The organism is Gluconacetobacter tumulicola (genome assembly GCF_014174215.1).
In the GTDB taxonomy this organism is placed as follows: Bacteria; Pseudomonadota; Alphaproteobacteria; order Acetobacterales; family Acetobacteraceae; genus Gluconacetobacter; species Gluconacetobacter tumulicola.
On the sequence record NZ_JABEQL010000014.1, the window covers coordinates 39657 to 60649 of the forward strand.

Annotated in this window: 18 protein-coding genes; 10 read left to right on the top strand and 8 right to left on the bottom strand. The window is 68.0% G+C overall.

The window, feature by feature from the left end; all coding sequences use genetic code 11:
- The first annotated feature begins 83 nt into the window (after nucleotides 1–83).
- A complete protein-coding gene (locus HLH29_RS11490) occupies nucleotides 84–1013 on the top strand; it encodes an MBL fold metallo-hydrolase (RefSeq protein ID WP_246374162.1) in 930 nt (309 codons plus the stop codon).
- A 64-nt stretch (nucleotides 1014–1077) separates the two neighbouring features.
- Here the strand turns inward: HLH29_RS11490 and HLH29_RS11495 are convergent, their stop codons facing one another.
- Both HLH29_RS11495 and HLH29_RS11500 read right to left on the bottom strand, forming a co-directional pair.
- Nucleotides 1078–2172: a glycosyltransferase gene (locus HLH29_RS11495; protein ID WP_182966903.1), complete on the bottom strand. Its 1095-nt coding sequence runs from the start codon at nucleotides 2170–2172 to the stop codon at nucleotides 1078–1080.
- On the bottom strand, nucleotides 2169–3092 hold the full coding sequence (locus HLH29_RS11500; protein ID WP_182966905.1) for a glycosyltransferase family 9 protein: 924 nt from the start codon (nucleotides 3090–3092) through the stop codon (nucleotides 2169–2171). The genes HLH29_RS11495 and HLH29_RS11500 overlap by 4 nt, the downstream gene beginning before the upstream one ends.
- Before the next feature lie 297 nt (nucleotides 3093–3389).
- Here HLH29_RS11500 and ygfZ point away from each other — a divergent pair, with 297 nt between their 5' ends.
- The 4 genes from ygfZ to HLH29_RS11520 all read left to right on the top strand — a co-directional run bounded on the left by ygfZ (nucleotide 3390) and on the right by HLH29_RS11520 (nucleotide 5421).
- Nucleotides 3390–4232: a CAF17-like 4Fe-4S cluster assembly/insertion protein YgfZ gene (gene ygfZ / locus HLH29_RS11505; RefSeq protein WP_182966907.1), complete on the top strand. Its 843-nt coding sequence runs from the start codon at nucleotides 3390–3392 to the stop codon at nucleotides 4230–4232.
- A 67-nt stretch (nucleotides 4233–4299) separates the two neighbouring features.
- Complete coding sequence (gene hisI / locus HLH29_RS11510; RefSeq protein ID WP_408871968.1) at nucleotides 4300–4716, top strand: phosphoribosyl-AMP cyclohydrolase; 417 nt, start codon at nucleotides 4300–4302, stop codon at nucleotides 4714–4716.
- A gap of 36 nt (nucleotides 4717–4752) precedes the next feature.
- Complete coding sequence (locus tag HLH29_RS11515; RefSeq protein ID WP_182966911.1) at nucleotides 4753–4929, top strand: hypothetical protein; 177 nt, start codon at nucleotides 4753–4755, stop codon at nucleotides 4927–4929.
- Nucleotides 4930–5103: 174 nt separating this feature from the next.
- Nucleotides 5104–5421 carry a helix-turn-helix transcriptional regulator gene (locus HLH29_RS11520; RefSeq protein WP_246374164.1) on the top strand — a complete coding sequence of 106 codons (318 nt, stop codon included), beginning with the start codon at nucleotides 5104–5106 and terminating at the stop codon, nucleotides 5419–5421.
- 24 nt (nucleotides 5422–5445) lie between these two features.
- Here the strand turns inward: HLH29_RS11520 and lpxB are convergent, their stop codons facing one another.
- From lpxB to rpmI, 5 genes are all read right to left on the bottom strand, one after another.
- Nucleotides 5446–6618, bottom strand: a complete 1173-nt coding sequence (gene lpxB, locus HLH29_RS11525) for a lipid-A-disaccharide synthase (RefSeq protein ID WP_182966912.1) — start codon at nucleotides 6616–6618, stop codon at nucleotides 5446–5448.
- Nucleotides 6619–6623: 5 nt separating this feature from the next.
- Nucleotides 6624–9092 (bottom strand): phenylalanine--tRNA ligase subunit beta, encoded by a 2469-nt coding sequence (gene pheT, locus HLH29_RS11530; protein WP_182966914.1) that lies wholly within the window; start codon nucleotides 9090–9092, stop codon nucleotides 6624–6626.
- A 3-nt stretch (nucleotides 9093–9095) separates the two neighbouring features.
- Nucleotides 9096–10166 (bottom strand): phenylalanine--tRNA ligase subunit alpha, encoded by a 1071-nt coding sequence (pheS, locus tag HLH29_RS11535; protein WP_182966916.1) that lies wholly within the window; start codon nucleotides 10164–10166, stop codon nucleotides 9096–9098.
- Nucleotides 10167–10485: 319 nt separating this feature from the next.
- The gene (gene rplT / locus HLH29_RS11540; RefSeq protein WP_182966918.1) at nucleotides 10486–10845 is read right to left on the bottom strand and encodes a 50S ribosomal protein L20; all 360 of its coding nucleotides are present in this window, start codon (nucleotides 10843–10845) and stop codon (nucleotides 10486–10488) included.
- A 14-nt stretch (nucleotides 10846–10859) separates the two neighbouring features.
- Nucleotides 10860–11063, bottom strand: a complete 204-nt coding sequence (gene rpmI, locus HLH29_RS11545; RefSeq protein ID WP_114729229.1) for a 50S ribosomal protein L35 — start codon at nucleotides 11061–11063, stop codon at nucleotides 10860–10862.
- A gap of 236 nt (nucleotides 11064–11299) precedes the next feature.
- Here rpmI and HLH29_RS11550 point away from each other — a divergent pair, with 236 nt between their 5' ends.
- From HLH29_RS11550 to HLH29_RS11570, 5 genes are all read left to right on the top strand, one after another.
- Nucleotides 11300–12790 (top strand): mannitol dehydrogenase family protein, encoded by a 1491-nt coding sequence (locus HLH29_RS11550; protein ID WP_182966920.1) that lies wholly within the window; start codon nucleotides 11300–11302, stop codon nucleotides 12788–12790.
- Between the two features lie 140 nt (nucleotides 12791–12930).
- Nucleotides 12931–15318, top strand: coding sequence for a glucose/quinate/shikimate family membrane-bound PQQ-dependent dehydrogenase (locus tag HLH29_RS11555; protein ID WP_182966922.1), 2388 nt, complete (start codon nucleotides 12931–12933; stop codon nucleotides 15316–15318).
- A gap of 259 nt (nucleotides 15319–15577) precedes the next feature.
- Entirely contained in the window at nucleotides 15578–16924 is a 1347-nt protein-coding gene (locus tag HLH29_RS11560) for a c-type cytochrome (protein ID WP_182966924.1), read from the top strand.
- A 28-nt stretch (nucleotides 16925–16952) separates the two neighbouring features.
- A complete protein-coding gene (locus tag HLH29_RS11565; protein ID WP_182966926.1) occupies nucleotides 16953–17426 on the top strand; it encodes a (2Fe-2S)-binding protein in 474 nt (157 codons plus the stop codon).
- Nucleotides 17419–19746, top strand: coding sequence for a xanthine dehydrogenase family protein molybdopterin-binding subunit (locus tag HLH29_RS11570; protein WP_182966928.1), 2328 nt, complete (start codon nucleotides 17419–17421; stop codon nucleotides 19744–19746). The genes HLH29_RS11565 and HLH29_RS11570 overlap by 8 nt, the downstream gene beginning before the upstream one ends.
- 89 nt (nucleotides 19747–19835) lie before the next feature.
- On the opposite strand, the gene HLH29_RS19455 is transcribed toward HLH29_RS11570, so the two are convergent.
- Nucleotides 19836–20861, bottom strand: a complete 1026-nt coding sequence (locus tag HLH29_RS19455; protein WP_220791493.1) for a GNAT family N-acetyltransferase — start codon at nucleotides 20859–20861, stop codon at nucleotides 19836–19838.
- Nucleotides 20862–20993 lie beyond the last annotated feature (132 nt).

Sequence of the window (20993 nt, forward strand, 5' to 3'; positions counted from 1 at the left end):
TATTCTTCTTCCTTCTGCTCTCTGTCCTGCTTCTTTCGTGCCCCTCCCCTGTGCCGGCAGCCACGGCACGCTCCGGATTCGTCATGACGGTACTGGGTGCGCGTGGGGGCATGCTGGACGGCAACCTCAGTGCCTACATGGTCCGGCCGGCAGGCGACGACCGCGCGGTCCTGTGCGACGCCGGAACCGCGACAGCCGGGCTCGTGGCGGCCGATCGGGCCGGGGCGCTGGATGACATTGCGCTCCCCCCCGGCACCGGCCTGACCCGCCCCGGCTATGTGCTGACGCACACCATCCGCGCCTATCTGATCAGCCACGCGCATCTTGACCATGTCGCGGGCCTGGTCGTCGCCTCACCCGATGACAGCGCCAAGCCGATCTACGCGCTGCCGGCCACTCTGCATGATATGTCGGAGCATCTGTTCAACTGGCGGATCTGGCCGAATTTCGGCGACGCGGGGCAGGCCCCCATGCTGGGGAAATACCATTATCGCGCCCTGGTGCCGGGCCGGACGGAGCCGCTGCCCGGCACCGCGATGACCGTCACAGCCTGGCCGCTGAGCCATGGCGGCATCGAGTCGACCGCCTTCCTGATTGCGGCGAACGGGGCCTCGGTCCTGTATCTGGGGGATACCGGGCCCGATACCGTCGAGGGTGGGCACCGCCTGGACGATCTGTGGCGTGCGGTCGGGCCGCTAGTCAGGGCGCACCGATTGAAGGCCGTCGTCATCGAAGCCTCGTACGACGACACCCGGCCGGACCGGTTGCTGTTCGGTCACATGACCCCGGCCTGGGTGGCGGACACGCTGCGGGACCTGGCGCGCCGGGCTGGCGGTCCAAGCCCCCTGCGCGGGCTGACAGTCCTGATCAGCCACGTCAAAGCCAGCCTGGCCGAGGGCCCCGCGCCGCAGGAGGCCATCCGGCGGGACCTGGTCCGGGACGCAGCGCGCGACGGACTGCAGGACGTCCGCTTCGTCATCGCCGAACAAGGACTGCGCCTGAACCTGGACTGAGAACCTCCCTGGAAACACGCGCCGGATCATCACAGCCCCAAACGCGGCTGATGTTCAGCGGCCCCTACAACAGCGACAGCAGCCGCGCCTCCAGCCGGGCAGACTGTGCGGGCGCGCGGAGCGACTCCCGCACGACCTTCAGCGCGGCATCGGCCATCCCGTTCCGCGCGCCGGGGGCCAGCATCGCCTGCATGGCATCCGCCAGCGCCACCGGGTCGGCGGCCGGCACCACCATTCCCGCCCCCGAGCGCCCCAGCACCCCGTCCAGCCCCGACTGGTCGGAGCCGATCACCGGCACCCCGCGCGCCAGCGCCTCCACCGCCACGCTGGGCAGGCCTTCCCGGTCGCCGCCCGCCGACACCACGCTGGGCACCAGCAGCGCGATCGCCCGATCCATCCGCGCCGCCAGCTCCGACGCCGCCAGCCACCCGGTGAAGCGCAGATTGTCCAGCCCCGCCGCATAATCCCGCATGGCGGGCAGCAGCGGCCCGTCCCCCGCCAGCACCACCGGCGGCACCAGCCCCCGCCCCGCCAGCACCCGCAGCGCATCGATCAGGGTCGCCACCCCCTTCTTCTCAACAAACCGCCCGGCGAACACGAACTGCTCCGCCGGCCCGGCGGCAGGGGCCGCCGACTCCACCCCGATCGGGATCACCTCCAGCAGGCCGGGCGCCACCCCCCGCTCCAGCAGCCTGTCCCGCACACCTTCCGAGACACAGACGAACAGCGACGCATAGTCCTGCAACGCCCGCCACCGCCGGCGAAAGATGGCAGGCGGCACACCCCAGCGATAATGCCGGTCCTTGAAGGCATCGCCGCCATGAAACGTCACCACCAGCGGTACGCCCAGCGCGCGCGCCATCGGCAGCGCCAGCGCCCCGCCCCGCCCGAACTGCGCATGCACCAGCACCGGCGCCAAGTCCGCGACATCCCGCGCCGCCCCCCAGCCGAACTGCTTGAACGCCGCCTGACGCAACGGCCGCAACGGCCCGTTTCCGCCCAGAAACCGCAGATCGCCCGGCAGATCCGGCACCGGCCCATCCCGCCGGCACCCCACCCAGCAGGGGCGCAGGGTCTGGAACCCGATATATTGCCGCCGCATGAAGGCCTGTTCCGAAGCCGGCAGCAGCCGGTCGCGATAGACCAGTACGGTCTTCACGCGGGCACCCCGCGCACGGCAGCCCCCCGTTCCAGCAGAGCGACCGCCGCCTCCACCACCGGCGCCACCTCCAGCCCCGCGATCGGGGCACTGCCTTCCGGCCCCGGCGCCGCGATGCCAAGCGCACAGCGCCCCACCGGCCCGTATTCCGACATGCGGCTGGGCCCGAACAGCCCCAGAGTCGGCGTGCCGACCGCCGCCGACAGATGCATCAGCCCCGAATCATTGCCGACAAATCCCCCGCACCGCGCCAGCAGCGCCGCCACCTGCGGCAGGGCTAAGCCGCCACCCGCATCGACGGCATCGGGCAGCGCTTCCAGCACCGGCGCGGCCATCAGGCGCTCCCCCTCGCCGGGTCCGTACAGGATGACAGGGCGCATCCCCGGCCGGTGCGCCTTCAAGGCGCGGGCCAGCGCGACGAAACGCTCGGCCGGCCAGACCTTGCCCGCCCAGTTCGCCGTCGGCGCCAGCGCCAGCCAGAACGGCCCGTCCGGCAGCATCGCCGCCGCCCGCGCCCGATCGGCCGCCGCCGTCCACATCACCGGCAAAGGCGGCGGCGACAGGCCCAGCACCTTGCCCAGATGCGCGATGCGTGCCCCCGGCCGCCGCCCGCCCCGCATGATCGCCCGCCGCCGCGCGGCCAGAAACAGCGTCACCGCCGAGCCCCGCAGGTCCACGCACAGATCCCACCGAATCCCGACGCACGCGCGCCACAATGCCAGCCAGTGCAGATCGTATTTCCGCTTCGTCACCACGATGGTGCGCTCGCGCCGGGGCATCGCTTCGAACAGCCCCGCCGCCACCGGCCCGCAGGCAATGGTAAAGCGCGCCTGCGGATAGCGGGCGAGCAGGACATCCAGCAATCCGGTGGACAGCACCGCATCGCCCAGGCGGGTGGAGGTAATGAACAGGATACGCATACGGGCCGAGCCTACCCCATCGCACGCCCCGGCGAAATCGCCGCCTCTCCCGCAACCGCATGACAGACCCCACATCAGCCCGATCGAACGCGATATCTCCTTCGAAGGTCTCAAAGGCTGCCTCAAAAGCCTCGATGGTGAGCGGAAGCGCGGCGTCAGCCGCGCGTCTGGCGGTGATTTTCGAGCATCGGAGCGGAGCGGCCTTGATGGCCGAGAGCACCGACGCGCAGAAAACCGCCGTCAGGCCGCCGCCAGCGGGGCTTTTGAAGCAGCCTCTCAGCTTGTAGGATCGGCACCATGGTTGACCCGACGCATCTCGCCCATCTTCCGGACCGGTCCGTGCTGGCCCTCTCCGGCCTCGACCGGCACAGTTTCCTCCAGGGGCTGGTCTCCAACGACGTCACCGAAGTCGCCCCCGGCCACGCGGTCTGGGCCGCGCTGCTGACGGCACAGGGCCGCTGGGTGGCCGATTTCTTCCTCTTCGCCGATCCGGACGGCGCGCGCCTGCTGCTGGATTGCGAGGCCGCACAGGCCGACATGCTGCGCCAGCGCCTGCTGCGCTACCGCCTGCGCTCCGACGTCTCGATCGACCAGACCGGCTTTGCCGTCCACGCCGCCTGGGGCGCGGTGCCGCCGATGATCGATTCCGCCATCGGCGCCCCCGACCCGCGCCTGGCCGAGGCCGGCTGGCGGCTGCTGCTGCCGCGTCCGGCGGAAGACGCGGCCGACCACGCCGCCTACGACGCCCACCGCCTGGCACTGGGCCTGCCCGACGGCTCGCGCGACTGCGAGGACGGCAAGACCCTGCTGCTGGAAGCCAATTTCGAATCCCTGAACGGCATCTCCTGGACCAAGGGCTGCTATATGGGCCAGGAACTCACCGCCCGCACCCGCTATCGCGGCCTGGTCAAGCGCAAGCTGCTGCCGGTCTCCGGCGCGGCCCTGCCGCCCCCCGGCACGCCCCTTCTCCAGGCGGGAAAGGAGGCCGGGCACATGGCCTCCTCCCGCGACGGCCACGGGCTGGCAATGGTCCGCCTCGCCCATCGCAGCGGCGAACTGACGACCGAAGCCGGCCATTCGGTGCAGGTCCACATCCCCGACTGGCTGACCCTGCCGGAAGCCGACGCGCCGAAGGACTGAGCCTATCGCGCAGCACCTGCTGGACAGGTGCCGCGCCATGGAGTGTTGTGCCGCCATGACCGACACCATCCCCTACACCGCCCCCGACGAAGCCGCCCGCGCCTCCATGCTCGACACCGTGCGCTTCGACGGCGCGGGCCTGATCGCCGCCATCGCCCAGCAGCACGACACCGGCGAAATCCTGATGCTGGCGTGGATGAACCGCGAGGCACTGGACGAAACGCTCCGCACCGGCCGCGTCTGCTACTATTCGCGCAGCCGTGGCGGCCTGTGGCGCAAGGGCGAGACCTCGGGCCAGGTGCAGCATCTGGTCGATGCCCGCCTGGATTGCGACCGCGACGCGGTGCTGCTGCTGGTCGACCAGACCGGCGTGGCCTGCCACACCGGCCGGCGAAGCTGCTTCTTCAACGCCATGCGCCCCGAAGGGCTGGTCGAAACCAGCACGCCGCTGATCGCGGCCGACACGCTGTACGGGCGCGGCTGATCGCCTCCGCCCGCCCCTCTCACGCAGGTTTACCCGATGACCAAGCCCGACCCCTCGCCCGCCGGCAAGCTCGCCTTCCTTGCCATCCTGCTCGCCACGACCATCGGACTCGGCGTCTACACGATCCACTCGGCCTTCACGGCCCTGAACAGCACGGTCCAGGGCGGCACCGCCACCCCGCCCCCCGCACCGGCCGATTCGGCAAAACAGTAACGCCCGCGCCTCGGCTTGACGCGCCCGCCCGGCCGTCCGGTTCCGGACAGTCCGTCCGCAACCGGACAGGCAAAACCGACACCCCATAAAAACCATTATTTTACAACAATGTAACACCAGGTCCGCATGGTTTAGACTTGTCTGCGCAGAAAAGCAGAACAGGGACAGCAGATCATGAACCGACCGATTTCGTCGCCCGCCCCCGCCGCGCGCCGTCATCGCCCACGCCCAACGCCCACCCCATGCATGGGCATGTTCAACCGCATCGGCATGTTCAGGGCCGAACGGGGATGGACGCGCAAGGCCCTCGCGGAACGGGTGGACGTCAATCCCCAGACGATCGGTTTTCTGGAACGGGGCGACCACACGCCCAGCCTTGAGCTGGCGATGAAGATCGCCCGGGTCTTCGACGTCCCGATCGAAATCATCTTCTCTCTCGAACCGTTCGAAAACATCGCCACCATGCTGCATGCCAGGCAGAGGCCCAAGTAGAGGCTATGACGGAAGAGCCCTCTTCTACGCGGCGGAATGTCCGTCCAGCACCGCCATCAGCTCCGCCGCCGCCGCATCGTCCGGATCGCCCTCCGGCGCGGCCAGCTTCGCCATGACGGCGCGGAAGCCCGCGCGTTGCAGCACGGCGCTGTGCCCGTCGGTCAGCAGCCGATGCACCGTCTCCGCCAGCAGGCCCGGCCGGCAGCGTTCCTGCAACAGTTCGGGCACCAGCCGATGCCCGGCCAGCAGATTGACCATCGCGACATACGGCACCCGGATCAGCCGCCGCGCCAGCGCCGCCGTGATCGGATTGACCCGATAGGTCACCGCCATCGGCACCCCGGCCAGCGCCAGTTCCAGCGTCGAGGTCCCCGATTTGGTCAACGCCGCCCCCGCCGCGGCAAAGGCATCATGCTTTTCCACCAGATCGGTCACCACGATCGGCCGCACCGGCCAGTCGGCCACCCCACGCCGCACCACATCCGCCACCACGGGCGAAACCGGCACCACCGGCACGATGCCGGGACAGGTCGCCATCAGGATGCGCAGGGTCCGCCCCAGCACCGGCAGCAGGCGCGGCGCCTCCGACCGGCGGCTGCCCGGCATCAGGATCAGGACCGGCGTCGTCGGCGCAATGCCATGCCGCGCCCGAAACGCCGCCCCATCCCCCCGATCGACCCCCGATTGCAGCACCGGATGCCCGACGAACCGCGCATCGAGCCCATGCCGACCGAAAAAATCCGGCTCGAACGGCAGCAGGCACAGCAGCCGGTCCCACAGGCCGGGAAACTCCCGCACCCGATGCTCCCGCCACGCCCAGACCTGCGGCGCGACATAATGCACGCGCGGAATCCCCAGCTCCGCGATGCGGCGCAGCAGCCGCAGGGCAAAGCCGGGACTGTCGATCGTCACCACCAGATCGGGCCGCGTCGCCGCGATATCCGCCACCGCCTGGTCCAGCCGGCGCGACAGGTGCCGCAGCCGGGGCAGCACTTCCACCAGCCCCATCACCGCCAGGTCGCGCAGCGGAAACAGGCTGCGCAACCCCGCCTCCTCCATCCGCGTGCCGCCGACCCCGGCGAAACGCAGCGTCGGGTCGCGCCGGCGCAACGCCGCCATCAGGCGCGCCCCCAGCACATCGCCGCTGGCCTCGCCGGCCAGAATCCAGACCGTCCGGCCGGGCGCGGCCTCCGCCATACGGGTCAGCCTTCCCCGCGCAGCGTCGCTCCGCAGGCCTTCTGCACCGCCGCCACGACCGCGCCGCACACGGTTTCGATCTCGGCATCGGTCAGGCTGGCCTTGACCGGCTGCAACGTCACCTCGACACCCAGCGACTTGCTGCCTTCGGGCACCTTGTCGCCCTCATAGACATCGAACAGCCGCACGCCGGAAATCAGCGTCCGCTCGGCCCCCCGCGCCGCGCGCAGCACCGTTTCGGCCGCCACATCCCGCCCGACGACAAACGCGAAATCGCGATGCACCGGCTGGAACGCCGAAAGCTCGGGCGCCGCCCGACGCCGCCGCTTGGGGTCGGGGATCGCATCGAGGAACAGCTCGAACCCCACCACCGGCCGATCCAGCCCACGCCCGGCCAGCAGCGCCGGATGCAACTGGCCGAACACGCCCAGCACGATCTTCGGCCCCTGACGCAGCACGCCCGAACGACCGGGATGATAATGACCCGGCGCATCCGCCGTGACGCTGATCCCCTCGATGGGCGCACCCAGCGCCGCCAGCACCGCCAGCGCGTCCGCCTTGGCATCCCACAGCTCGACCGGCTCGGCCGCCCGGCCGGGGAAGCGCGGCGCATGGCCACTGCGCAGCGCCGCCGCAATCTGGCTCTGCCCGGCTTCCGAGAAGCCCGGCCCGACCTCGAACAGGCCCAGATCCGGATAACCCCGCGCGGTATTACGCTCGATGGCCCCCAGCAGGTTCACCAGCGGCGTCGGCCGCATCTGGTCCAGATCGGCAGCAATCGGGTTCAGCAGACGCAGGCTCTCCGGCACCGCGCCAAAGCGCGCACACGCTTCCTGCGCCGCGAAGGAATACGCCACCGTCTCCATCAGCCCCCGCGCCGCCAGCACGCGCCGCGCCGTGGCGGTCCGCGTCTGGCGCGGCGTCAGGGCCGGCAACGGCACGGCCGAAAGCGCGGGCAATGAGACCGGCGGGATCGAATCCAGCCCGCGCAGACGCAGGATCTCCTCGATCAGATCGCACTCGGAATCGACCGCCACAGCCCCCTCGGCAGCGGCAAAGGCCCGCTCCGCCGAAAGATCGGGCGCCTGGTCCAGCACCATCTTCATGGCGATGTCGTTGCGCCAGGACGGCACATCCACCACCACGCGCGCCTCGTCGCGCTCGCGCACCTCAAAGCCCAGCGCCTCCAGCGAGGCCACGGCCTCGTCCGCCGGCACGTCCAGCCCGCCCAGCCCCGCGATCCGCGCGAAGCGCAGATGCGCCTCCCGCTGCCACGCCGGCGCTTCGCCGGCCGAGACCACCTCACTGGCCTCGCCGCCGCACAGGTCGATGATCATCCGCGTCGCCGCTTCCAGCGCCGCCACCGGCAACGCCTGGTCCACGCCACGCTCGAACCGGTGCCGCGCATCGGAATGCAGCCCCAGCCGCCGGCCACTCAGCGCAATCCGCACCGGGTCGAACAGCGCGCATTCCACGAACACGCTCGTGGTCTCGTCCGTCGCCCCGGTCGCCTCGCCGCCCATGATCCCGGCCAGGGACTGCACCCCGGCCGTATCGGCAATCACGCAATCCTCGGGCGACACCACCACATCGCGCCCATCCAGCGCGCGGAAGCTCTCGCCCGCACCCCGGCAGATCGTCAGCCGCCCGCCGGTCACCCGGTCGGCATCGAACACATGCAGCGGCCGGCCCAGATCGAAGGCAAAGAAATTGGTGATATCCACCAGTGCCGAGATCGGGCGCAGCCCGATCGCCCGCAGCCGCTTCTGCAGCCAATCCGGGCTCGGCCCATTGCGCACGCCGCGCACGGTCCGCCCCAGCACCCACGGACAGGCTTCGGGGAAGTCGTTGGCCCAGCCAATCGGCGAGTCGAAGGTCCCCTCGACGGTCTCGGCCAGCCAGGGGCGCAGATGCCCCAGCCCCGCCGCCGCCAGGTCGCGGGCAATGCCGCGCACCGCCAGCGCATCGCCCCGGTTCGGCGTCACCGCAATCTCGATCACCGGATCGTTCAGCCCGGCGAAATCGGCATAGGAGAGGCCGGTCACCGTGCCCTCGGGCAGTTCGGCGATGCCGTCATGGTCCTCGCCCAGCCCCAGCTCGCGCAGCGAGCACAGCATGCCGCCACTGGCCTCGCCACGGATCGACCCGGCCTTGATGGTGATGTCCAGGCCCGGAACCCAGGTACCCGGCGGCGCGAAGATCACCGACAGGCCGGTGCGCGCATTCGGCGCGCCGCAGACCACCTGCACTTCCTCGAAGCCCGGCCCGGCATCGACGCGGCACACGCGCAGCCGGTCGGCATTCGGGTGCTGCACGGCCTCGACGATGCGGGCGGTGCGGAAGGCGGCCAGCCGGGCGCCGGGGTCTTCGACGCCCTCGACCTCCAGCCCGATCGTGTTCAGCTTGGCGCAGATCTCATCGACCGAGGCCGTCGTGTCCAGATGGTCGCGCAGCCAGGACAGGGTGAACTTCATCGATCACAGACCTTCATGCAGCAGGGCCGGCGACAGCGGGCTGGTGCCGTAATGGCGCAGCCAGCGCACGTCGCTCTCATAGAACGAACGCAGGTCCGGGATTCCGTGGCGCAGCATGGTCAGGCGCTCGATCCCCATCCCGAAGGCGAAGCCCTGCCATTCGCGCGGGTCCAGCCCGCAATTGGCCAGCACGCGCGGATGCACCATGCCCGAGCCCAGAACCTCCAGCCAGTCGCCGCCGCCGCCGATCTCGCCGGTCTTGCGCGACCAGCCGATATCGACCTCCATCGACGGCTCGGTGAACGGGAAATACGAGGCCCGGAACCGCACCGGCAGGCTCGGCTGGCCGAAATAGGCGCGCAGGAAATCGGTCAGGCAGCCCTTCAGGTGCGCCAGTGTGATCCCCCGGTCGATCACCAGCCCCTCGCACTGATGGAACATCGGCGAATGGGTGGCATCATGGTCGGCGCGGTATGTCCGCCCCGGCGCGATGATGCGGATCGGCGGCGCCTCGCCCAGCATGGTGCGGATCTGCACGCCCGACGTCTGGGTGCGCAGCACGCGCTCGCGCTGGCTGCCCTGCTCGGCCGGCAGGTAGAACGTATCCTGGTCGGTGCGCGCCGGATGATGGTCGGGCGTGTTGAGCGCCGAGAAATTATGCCAGTCGGTCTCGATATCCGGCCCCTCGGCCACCTTGAAGCCCATCGCGCCGAAAATGGCGGCCATCTCTTCCATCGTCCGGCTGATCGGATGGATCATGCCCTGCGATTCGGGCCGTACGGGCAGCGTCACGTCCACCCGTTCCGAGGCCAGGCGCGCATTCAGGATCGCCGCCTCGATCTCCGCCCCGCGCGCCTCGATGGCGCGCGACAGATCGTCGCGCAGCCGGTTCAGGGCCCCGCCGCGCAGCTTGCGCTCCTCGGGCGACATCCGCCCCAGTTCCTTCAGCAGGCCGGTCAGCCGGCCCGACTTGCCCAGCGTGCCCACACGCACGGCATCCCATTCCCGCCGGTCGCCGGCCCCAGCCAGCGCGGCCAGCGTCTCCCGCCGCAGGATTTCGAGATCGTCGCTCATGGCACCTCGCTGGAAACAGACACGCAATAATAGGGGACAGAGGCTGTTTCAAAGCCCCGATGGTGAGGGGAAGCGCGGCGTCAGCCGCGCGGCTGGCGGTGATTTTCGAGCATCGGAGCGGAGCGGCCTTATCGGCCGCCCGCCGCGAAGCGCAGAGAATCGCCGTCAGGCCGCCACCAGCGGGGTTTTGAAACAGCCTCTGAAGAACCCGAGACCTGCGCGGATACAGGCTCCGACGACGGGAATAAACCCCCCAAATGCAGAACGGGCCGCCCCTTGCGGGGCGGCCCGTTCCAGACCACTAACCGTAAAGGAGCAATCAGGCGGCCAGAGCAGCCTGGGCCTTCTTCACGATCTCGGCAAAGGACGCGGCATCGTCATACGCGATGGCGGCCAGCACCTTGCGGTCGATCTCGATCCCGGCCTTGTCCAGCGCGAAGATGAACTTGCTGTAGGTCAGGCCATGCTCGCGCACGGCGGCATTGATGCGCTGGATCCACAGGGCGCGGAAATCGCGCTTCTTGTTCCGGCGGTCGCGATACGCATACTGCAGCGACTTCTCGAGGCGCTCGAGCGCGATGCGGTAGTTGGTCGAAGACCGGCCGCGGAAGCCCTTGGACTGCGCAAGGACCTTCTTGTGACGGGCGTGCGTCGTGACGCCCCGCTTAACACGTGCCATGTTTCAGGTGCTCCTTATGCCAGCCCGTAGGGCGCCCACTGCTTCACAGTCTTCCCGTCCATTTCGGTCAGGGTCTGCGAGCCGCGGTTGGTGCGCTTCATCTTCTGCGAGCGGTTGATCAGGCCGTGGCGCTTGTTGCCCGGCCCAGCCAGCACCTTGCCGGTCGCGGTGATCTTGAACCGCTTCTTGACCGACGACTTGGTCTTCATCTTGGGCATTTTCATCTCCTTCAATTCTGCGGACTGTGACCACATCAAGCGATCAGGCAGCGATCACGGCCGGGCATGCCCATTTCAGGCCCGGACGCGCGAACAGGCCGCTGGCTATAGACAAACCCGCCCCCGCAATCAAGCCTTGCCTTCCCTCTTTCGACCCGCAATGACGGGATTCCCCTCGAAGCCGCCGGCCGACACGCATCCAGCCTGCCGGCCCGCCCTCAACCAGGGATCATCCCATGCCCATCCTTCCCCCCTTCGGCCCGGTGCCCCCTTCCGTGCTGATCCCGCCCTACGACCGGGCGGCGGTCCGCCCCGGCATCGCGCATCTCAGCGTGGGCAATTTCCACCGCGCGCACCAGGCGGTCTATCTCGACCGCGTGCTGGCGCGGCCGGGCAACGCACACTGGGGCATCCTGGGCATCGGCGTGATGGACGACACGCACGAACGCGCCAAGGCCGAGGCCCTGCTGGCGCAGAACGGCCTCTATACCCTGACCGAATGCCCGGCCGACGCACCCGACAGTGTGCGCTTCGTGGGCTCGATCGTGGAGTATCTGCACGCGCCCGACGACCGGGCGGCCGCCATCCGCCGCCTGGCCGACCCGGCGATCCGCATCGTCAGCCTCACCGTCACCGAAGGCGGCTATTATGTGGACGCCGCCGGCCATTTCCAGCTCGACCACCCCAGCATCGCCGAGGACCTGGCCCGCAAGGTGCCGCACACCGTCTTCGGCCTGGTGACCGAGGCCCTGCGCCTGCGCCGCGATGCCGGCACCGGCCCGTTCACCGTCCTGTCCTGCGACAACCTGCCGCATAACGGCCGCGTCGCCCGCACCGCCTTCCTGGCCTGGGCCCGCGCCCGCGACGCCGAACTGGCCGACTGGATCGAAGCCCAAATCACCTTCCCCAACACCATGGTCGACCGCATCACGCCGGCGGTGGGCCCGCTGGACATCACACGGCTCGATGCCGGCAGCGGGGTCGAGGACCGCGTGCCCGTCTTCTGCGAGGATTTCATCCAGTGGGTGATCGAGGATAATTTCTGCGCCGGCCGCCCGCCACTGGAAGAGGTCGGCGTGCTGTTCACCGGCGACGTCACACCCTACGAGCAGGTCAAGCTGCGCATGCTCAACGCCTCGCATTCCATGCTGGGCCTGCCGGGCATGCTGATGGGCTACCGCATCGTCAGCGACATCATGCACAATCCCGAAATGGTGGCGCTGCTGGAACAGTATCTCGACCAGGATGCCGAGCCACTGCTCCAGGCCCCGCCGGGCATGGAACTGCACGAATACGCGGCACAGCTCCTGCGCCGCTTCAGCAACGTGGCCATCAGCGACCAGCTTCCCCGCATCGCCTCCGACAGCGCCTCCAAACTGCCGGTCTTCGTCCGCCCCACGGCCGAGGGCACGCTGGCACGCGGCGCGGATGCGTCGCGCATCGCCTTCCTGCTGTCCTGCTTCGCCGAATATCTGCGCGGCCACGACGATAACGGCGCCACGTACGAGATCCACGAACCTCATCTGGGCCCCGACGACCTGGCCCTGGCGGCGGACGCGGACCCGGCGAAGGCGCTGGACATGTCGGTCTTCGCCGGCTGGGGTCTGCGCGACCATCCGGCCTTCGTGGAATTGTTCGCGCAGACCCGTACCGCACTCCGTACCGGGGGCACCCGCGCCTGCCTCCGCCAGCTCGTCAGCCCCCCGGAATCCGCCCCTTCCTCCTGATCACACAATGACACGAAAACTTGATATCGTTTCACCTAGGGTCGAAACGTTGTTACGGACCGCATGGCCGCCGCGATCGCGACGCTTCGACAACGCGCCGCGCAATCACAATCCGTTTTCAACAGTTAGTCGGATAGCTCATGAAAAATCGAAACGGGACGCCTCCCGTACTGACCATTACCGCCGGGATATTCATCCTGATCGGCCTCTATCTGCTGGCCGGGGGCGCCTGGCTCGCCACGCTCGGCGGGTCGCCTTATTACGTCATCGCCGGCCTGGCGATGCTGGTCACGGCAGGGCTGCTGTTCCGTGGACGGCGCGAGGCCCTGTGGGTCTACGCGCTGCTGCTGATCGGCACGATGGTCTGGGCGGTGAAGGAAGTCGGCTTCGATTTCTGGGCCCTCGCGCCACGCGGCGACGTGCTGGTGCCGCTGGGCATCTGGCTGCTGCTGCCGCCGGTCACGCGCCATCTCACCCCTGCCGGCGTGGCGACCGTCCTGCCACTGCGCGCCTCCGTGGTGGCCGCGATCGCGGTCGTCGCCGGCGCCCTGATCCAGGACCCGCAGGACAAGGCAGGCGCCCTGCCCCAGCTCGCCAGCAACGCGCCCACGCCGGGCGACGCCACCGCGATGCCCGATGAAGACTGGCGGGCCTATGGCCGCACCCAGTTCGGCGACCGTTTCAGCCCGCTGAAGCAGATCACCCCGGCCAACGCGCATGACCTCAAAGTCGCCTGGACCTTCCGCACCGGCGACATGAAGCGGCCGGACGACCCGGGCGAGATCACCGACGAGGTCACGCCGATCAAGATCCGCGACACGGTCTATCTGTGCTCGCCGCACCAGATCCTGTTCGCGCTGGACGCCGCGACCGGCAAGCTGAAGTGGAAGTTCGATCCCAAGATCACCTACAACGCCACCTTCCAGCACATGACCTGCCGTGGCGTCTCGTACCATGAGACCCAGCCGGGCGCCGAGACGATCGACGGCGCGCAGGCACCGAACGACTGCCCCCGCCGCATCTTCCTGCCGACCAATGACGGCCATCTCTACGCTCTGGACGCCGAGACCGGCGAACGCTGCGCCCGTTTCGGCGATAACGGCGTGATCGACCTCCAGGAGCACATGACGGTCCAGACGCCGGGCTTCTACGAGGCCACGTCACCCCCGGTCGTGACCGACAAGGCCGTCATCGTCTCGGGCGCGGTGATGGACAATTACTCGACGCATGAACCCTCGGGCGTCACCCGCGGCTTCGACGTCTATACCGGCCAGCTGATCTGGGCCTTCGACCCCGGCAACCCCGACCCGAACGAAATGCCGTCCGAGACGCATCATTTCGTCCCCAACTCGCCCAATTCCTGGATCGTGTCGTCCTACGACCCGAAACTGAACCTGATCTACATCCCCATGGGCGTGCAGACCCCCGACATCTGGGGCGGCAACCGCAACGCGGACTCCGAACGCTATGCCAGCGCGATCGTGGCGCTGAACGCCGATACCGGCAAGCTGGCCTGGTCCTACCAGACCGTCCATCACGATCTGTGGGACATGGACATCCCCGCCCAGCCCAGCCTGGTCGATATCCGCACCGCGTCGGGTGACATCGTGCCGGCGCTGTACGCCCCGGCCAAGACCGGCAACATCTTCGTGCTCGACCGCCGCACCGGCACGCTGATCGTCCCCGCGCCGGAAACCAAGGTGCCGCAGGGCCCGGCCCCGGGCGACCATCTCTCCCCCACCCAGCCCTTCTCGGAGCTGACCTTCCGTCCCAAGAACGACCTGACGGATGCCGACATGTGGGGCGGCACCATGTTCGACCAGCTCATGTGCCGCATCATGTTCCACCAATTGCGCTATGAGGGGCCGTTCACCCCGCCGTCGCTGCAGGGCACGCTGGTGTTCCCGGGCAATCTGGGCATGTTCGAATGGGGCGGCCTGGCGGTCGATCCGCAGCGGCAGATCGCCATCGCCAACCCGATCGCCATCCCCTTCGTCTCGCGCCTGATCCCGCGCGGCCCCAACAACCCGGCCTCGCCGGACAATTCCAAGCCCTCGGGCTCGGAAACCGGCGTCCAGCCGCAGTTCGGCGTGCCCTACGGCGTGACGCTCAACCCGTTCCTCTCTCCGCTGGGCCTGCCCTGCAAGCAGCCGGGCTGGGGCTATCTGGCGGGCATCGACCTCGCCACGAACAAGATCGTGTGGATGCACCGCAACGGCACGATCCGCGACAGCGCCCCGGTCCCCCTGCCCTTCAAGGTGGGTATCCCCAGCCTGGGCGGTCCGCTGACCACGGCGGGCGGCGTCGCCTTCCTGACCTCGACGGCCGATTATTATATCCGCGCCTATGACGTCACCACCGGCCGCCAGCTCTGGCAGGACCGCCTGCCCGCAGGCGGCCAGTCGACCCCGATGAGCTATGCGGTCAACGGGCGCCAGTTCATCGTCACGGCCGATGGCGGCCACGGCTCGTTCGGCACCAAACTGGGCGATTACGTGGTGGCCTACGCCCTGCCGGAGGCCCACTGACCGTCAACCCTCTGCCCGTGACGAAATTATCAATAATTTGTGATTGTTAAAATTCACGGTTTATTGATTAAAGTTTTGTCACAATGCTTCCGACAGGTTGCAGGCTGCCGGGCGGCTCCATAATGAGGGGCCGCCCGGCACAAGACGGACAGGGATGGAAACCCGCTTTTCATGCCCGGAGGTCCGCACACACGGCGACCTGCCACCGCGCATGACAGAGGGGTGATACCATGCGGCTTCCGTCCACCAGAGATCCTTCATGATCGGCCGCACCGCCATCCTGCGCCTCGCCGCCGGCGCGGTCGGCCTCGGCGCCGTCGCCGGCGCGGGCTTCCTGGCCTATGCGCTGCATCCCGCCATCGCCCCGATCGCGCCACCGGCCGCCACGAGCTTTCCCGCCGAGAGCGTCGAGCGCGGGCGCGTGCTCGCCGCCGGCGGCTATTGCGCGGAATGCCACACAAGGCGCGACGGGCAGCCGGGCATCCCCCTGGCCGGCGACTACGCCATGGCCACGCCGTTCGGCACCATCTATTCCAGCAACATCACCCCCGACGCCCAGACCGGCATCGGGCGCTGGTCGCTGGAAGCCTTCACCCGCGCCATGCGCTACGGCGTGTCGCGTGACGGCGCCAACCTGTTCCCCGCCTTCCCGTTCGATCATTTCACGCACATGACCGACGGCGACATCGCCGACGTCTATGCGTATCTGATGGCGCAGAAGCCCGTGCATTCGGTCAAGCGCGAGAACACGCTCCCCTTCCCGTTCAGCATGCGCATCCTCCAGGCCGGCTGGAAGCTGATGTTCCTCCATCCGGGCGCCTACCAGAACGACCCGGCGCATGACGCGCAGTGGAATCGCGGCGCCTACCTCGCAGAGGGGCTGAGCCATTGCAGCGCCTGCCACACCCCGCGCAACGCGATGGGTGCGGAAAAGGCGAGCGCCCCTTATGACGGCGCCCCGGTCGATAACTGGATAGCCCCGCCGCTCAACGCCACCAACCCCACCCCCGTCACCTGGACGGAAGACGAGTTCTTCCAGTATCTGCGCTACGGCGTCGCCCCGCTGCATGGCAGCGCCGCCGGCCCGATGTCCCCCGTGGTGCATGGCGGGCTGAGCGAGATGCCGGAAGCCGACGTGCACGCCATCGCCCACTACCTGGCCAATATCGACCACGCCGACGCCCGCCAACCCGGCGACGCCCGGCACCTGACGGCGGCGATGGCCACCTCCACCCGCGACCTGACGACGCCGCAGACGGCCGATCCCGACGCACGGCTCTATCAGGCCGCCTGCTCGGCCTGTCACGCCAATACCGGCGTCAGGCCGGTGCTGGGCCGCCCCGAACTGGCCCTGAACAACGCGCTGTGGCTGTCCGAGCCGACCAACCTCTATCAGGTCATCCTGCGCGGCATCGGCACCGAGGAAGGACAGCCGGGCATCACCATGCCCAGCTTCTACCATGCGCTGACCGATGCCGACCTGGCACGCCTGGCCGCCTATCTGCGCCGCACCCGCACCACCTTGCCGCCCTGGACCGACCTGGAGAAGAAAGCCGCCGCCGTCCGCGCGACGCTTCCCGCCCCACCGGTCGCCGCGTCCCATTGAGAACCCCATTGAGAAACGGAGTCCCGACATGACGAGTTTTCGGCTCAATGGCCATGACATATCGGTCGACGTTCCCGACGACACCCCGCTCCTGTGGGTGATCCGTGACGAAATCGGCCTCACCGGCACCAAGTTCGGCTGCGGCATCGGCATGTGCGGCGCCTGCACCGTGCATGTGGGCGGCCGCGCCACCCGCTCCTGCATCACCCCGGTCTCGGCGGTCCAGGGCGCGGAGATCACGACCATCGAGGGTCTGGACCCGGCGGGCAACCACCCGGTGCAGGAAGCCTGGAAGGATCTCCAGGTCCCGCAATGCGGCTACTGCCAGTCCGGCCAGATCATGCAGGCCGCCAGCCTGCTGCACGACTACCCGCAGCCGACCGACGAGGACATCGATGCCGTCATGGGCGGCTCGCTGTGCCGCTGCATGACCTATATCCGCATTCGCGACGCCATCAAGAAGGCCGCTGCGGCCACGCGGGGAGAACCGTCCAATGGGTAAGCTCGGTCGGATGGGACTCGGCCAGCGGGCCGGCAACGAGGCCGCGAACGGCCTCTCGAGGCGCGGCTTCCTGATGGCGGCCGTGGGCGCGGGCGTCATGTTCGGCTTCCCCGCCGCCCGCGCCGCCCAGCAATTCGTGGCACCCGGCCTGCCCGGCGACGGCGCGTTCGAACCCACCATCTGGTGCGCCATCGCGCCCGACGGCACCATCACCGTCAACATCATCCGCGCCGAGATGGGCCAGCATGTCGGCACCGCCCTGGCCCGCATCATCGCCGACGAGATGAACGCGGACTGGGACCGCGTGAAGATCAATTACGTGGACAGCGACCCGAAATGGGGCCTGATGGTCACCGGCGGAAGCTGGTCGGTGTGGATGACGTGGGACGTCTTCCGCCAGGCCGGCGCCGCCGCCCGCCTCGCCCTGACCGATGCCGGTGCCGGGCTGCTCGGCGTCCCCGCCGCCCAGTGCACCACCCGCGACGGCATGGTGATCGCCGGCGCGAAAAGCATCAGCTACGGCGACATCGTGGCCCGCGCCCACCCCACACGCAGCTTCACGCCCGACGAGCTGGCCAAGCTGCCGCTGAAACCGGCCACCGAACGCCACCTGATCGGCAACAAGGCCCTGAAGGCGCTGGATATCCCGGCCAAGACCAACGGCACCGCGATCTACGGCATCGACGCCAAGGTCGACGGCATGGTCTATGCCCGCCCCAAGATGCCGCCCACCCGCTACGGCTCGCGCGTCCGCACGGTCGATGACAGCGCCGCCCGCACCATCAAGGGCTATCAGCGCTATCTGGTGATCGAGGACCCGTCGGAAGTGGTGCAGGGCTGGGTGGTCGCCATCGCCGACACCTACAGCGCCGCGATCCGCGCCGCCGACCTGCTGAAGGTCGACTGGACGCCCGGCGAGACGATCAACGTCTCCGAAAAGGACATTATCGACCACGGCCGCGCCCAGATCGACCGCAAGGATGGCGGCGTGATGGTGTTCGACGACAAGGGCGTGGATTCCACCTTCGCCGCCGCCGCCTCCACCTTCTCGCAGGATTATACCTGCGCCTCGGTGATGCACTACCAGCTCGAACCCACCAACGCGCTGGCGTTCGAGAAAGACGGCATCTTCGAAATCCATGCCGGCAATCAGTGGCAGTCGCTGATCCTGCCGACACTGGCCAAGGCGCTCGACCGGCCGGAAAAGAGCATCGTCCTGCGCAGCTACCTGCTGGGGGGCGGCTTCGGCCGCCGGCTGAACGGCGACTACATGATCCCGGCGGCCCTGGCGTCGAAGGCGCTGGGCAAGCCCGTCAAGCTGATCCTGACGCGCTCGGACGACATGCAGTTCGATTCCTTCCGCTCGCCCTCGATCCAGCGCATCCGCGTCGCCTTCGACGGCCAGAAGGCGATCACCGCCATGGAATACCACGCCTCGGCCGGCTGGCCGACGCAGGTCATGGCGGCGGCCTTCATGTCCAAGGGCGTGGACGGCAAACCGTACGACCCGTTCGCCATCGCCGGCGGCGATCATTGGTACGAGGTCGGGCCGCTGCGCGTCCGCGCCCTCTCCAACGATCTCGCCAACCGCACCTTCCGCCCCGGCTGGCTGCGCTCGGTCAGCCCCGGCTGGGTGAACTGGGGCCTGGAATCCTCATGGGATGAAATCGCCCACCTCCAGGGCAAGGACCCCGTCCAGTTCCGGCTGGAGCACCTCACCGGCGCCGGCCGCAACAAGGGCGAAGCGCCGGATTCCACCGGCGGCGCGCTGCGCCAGGCCGCCGTCGTCCGCCGCGTGGCGGAAAAGGCCGGCTGGGGCCGCACCATGCCCAAGGACACCGCGCTGGGCATCGCCACCACCTTCGGCCAGGAACGCGGCATGCCGACCTGGATCGCCTGCGCCGCCCAGGTCCATGTCGACCGCGCCACCGGCATCGTGCGCTGCCAGAAACTGACCATCGTGGTCGATGCCGGCACCATCGTCGATCCCGACGGCGCCCGCGCCCAGACCGAGGGCGCGGCCCTGTGGGGCCTGAGCATGGCGTTGTTCGAGGGTTCAGAGATCGTCGGCGGCCTGCCCCGCGACCGCAACCTCAACACCTACACCCCGCTGCGCATCGCCGACGTGCCGGAGATGGAGATCGAATTCCTCCCCAGCACCGAAAAGCCGACCGGCCTGGGCGAACCCGGCACCACGGTCGTCGCCCCCGCCATCGGCAATGCGATCTTCAACGCCGTGGGCGTGCGCATGCGCCACCTGCCGATCCGCCCGGCAGACGTGCTGCGCGCATTGAAGGAAAAAGGCACCACCACCACCTGACGCCGTCCCGGTTCGAACAGGATTGTTCGAACCGGGACCCTCGGGCTCGGGAAACGCGCGTCGGGGGGATTGCCCGCGCGCGTTTCCGCTCAGGCCCTCAACTCGGCCCCGGCCTTCGCCCGCTTCAGCATCATTCCATTAGCCAGCTTGAACAATTTATACGGAACGATCTGCCGCGACACTTCCGTCCGGACCAGCGGCGACAGGCCGAAACCGGCCAGAAACTTCGCGCTGCTGACCGATCCATAGCCGTCGAAATCGAATGTCAGGCCCATCCGGTCGGCCAGTTCGATGGATTTCCAGAGCAGCATCGCATTCACCCCACCGACCCCGCAGGACAGATCGCGCGCCGACTGCCAGAAATACGCATTGACCGCCCCCCAGACGATAATAACGGCCGCGACGCTTTTCCCATCCCGGTTCCGCGCCGTCACGATGACAGCCTGATTCCTCGCCGTGGCGGCATTGAAGATGCGCTCCATCGTCTGGAAGTCATTCCTGTTTTCCTTCTCCGACTTGTTCAGCAGCGACAGCCGCACAAAATCGGAAAAATCATACCCGTACTCGACCGAGACATGAAGCTGCGCCGACCGTATGACATTTCTTGTCTTCTGGTCGCAGTTTTTCCATATCTCCTGAATATCGGAAGGATATGGAACACGAAATGTAAACTGCTCCTCGCAGATGAAATCCTGCAACGAAAAGCCGAAGGCGGATTCATCACCGGGCGGAAGCCTGATCCGGATACTGTCATGCCGGGGAAGGCGCCCGACAAGTTCCTCGATCAGGTTCCGGACATTCTGCGCATGCTTGAAGGGCTTCGATGGCGGAAGATAAAAGGTCGGCCCCAGGGTCCGCGTATAGATCGGCATGCCGATACACGTAAAACCCATCCTCTTGGACAGGAAAATCGGCATGCTCAGCCGCAGGACCCCGGCATGCCGGATCTCCAGGATTTCAAAATTTCCATTGGTGGCGGCATCCATCCACCATTCTTCGTTGAACGGATCGGGATGATTCGCATTCCTGGGCCCAAGACATACCGAAAACAGGATATCAGGATCAGTATTTTCTTTATTTCCGCTAAATAGATTACGCGGCAGATCAATTGACATTTTTTGCCACTCATAAGTTACTGTTTTGATTATTATTGATTATCATGGACAAAAAGATACAATCAATTGATGGTTATATTTCCGTTATATTTTCATCCACCACACGGTCCTGTTACAAATACCCATCAGCCC

Coding starts and splice junctions, on each gene's coding strand:
- HLH29_RS11500 (WP_182966905.1), bottom strand. CDS start 3,092: ATGCGTATCCTGTTCATTACCTCCACCCGCCTGGGCGATGCGGTGCTG.
- HLH29_RS19455 (WP_220791493.1), bottom strand. CDS start 20,861: ATGTCAATTGATCTGCCGCGTAATCTATTTAGCGGAAATAAAGAAAAT.
- HLH29_RS11560 (WP_182966924.1), top strand. CDS start 15,578: ATGATCGGCCGCACCGCCATCCTGCGCCTCGCCGCCGGCGCGGTCGGC.
- HLH29_RS11570 (WP_182966928.1), top strand. CDS start 17,419: ATGGGTAAGCTCGGTCGGATGGGACTCGGCCAGCGGGCCGGCAACGAG.
- HLH29_RS11515 (WP_182966911.1), top strand. CDS start 4,753: ATGACCAAGCCCGACCCCTCGCCCGCCGGCAAGCTCGCCTTCCTTGCC.
- HLH29_RS11490 (WP_246374162.1), top strand. CDS start 84: ATGACGGTACTGGGTGCGCGTGGGGGCATGCTGGACGGCAACCTCAGT.
- ygfZ (WP_182966907.1), top strand. CDS start 3,390: ATGGTTGACCCGACGCATCTCGCCCATCTTCCGGACCGGTCCGTGCTG.
- lpxB (WP_182966912.1), bottom strand. CDS start 6,618: ATGGCGGAGGCCGCGCCCGGCCGGACGGTCTGGATTCTGGCCGGCGAG.
- HLH29_RS11555 (WP_182966922.1), top strand. CDS start 12,931: ATGAAAAATCGAAACGGGACGCCTCCCGTACTGACCATTACCGCCGGG.
- HLH29_RS11550 (WP_182966920.1), top strand. CDS start 11,300: ATGCCCATCCTTCCCCCCTTCGGCCCGGTGCCCCCTTCCGTGCTGATC.
- pheS (WP_182966916.1), bottom strand. CDS start 10,166: ATGAGCGACGATCTCGAAATCCTGCGGCGGGAGACGCTGGCCGCGCTG.
- pheT (WP_182966914.1), bottom strand. CDS start 9,092: ATGAAGTTCACCCTGTCCTGGCTGCGCGACCATCTGGACACGACGGCC.
- rplT (WP_182966918.1), bottom strand. CDS start 10,845: ATGGCACGTGTTAAGCGGGGCGTCACGACGCACGCCCGTCACAAGAAG.
- rpmI (WP_114729229.1), bottom strand. CDS start 11,063: ATGCCCAAGATGAAGACCAAGTCGTCGGTCAAGAAGCGGTTCAAGATC.
- HLH29_RS11565 (WP_182966926.1), top strand. CDS start 16,953: ATGACGAGTTTTCGGCTCAATGGCCATGACATATCGGTCGACGTTCCC.
- HLH29_RS11520 (WP_246374164.1), top strand. CDS start 5,104: ATGAACCGACCGATTTCGTCGCCCGCCCCCGCCGCGCGCCGTCATCGC.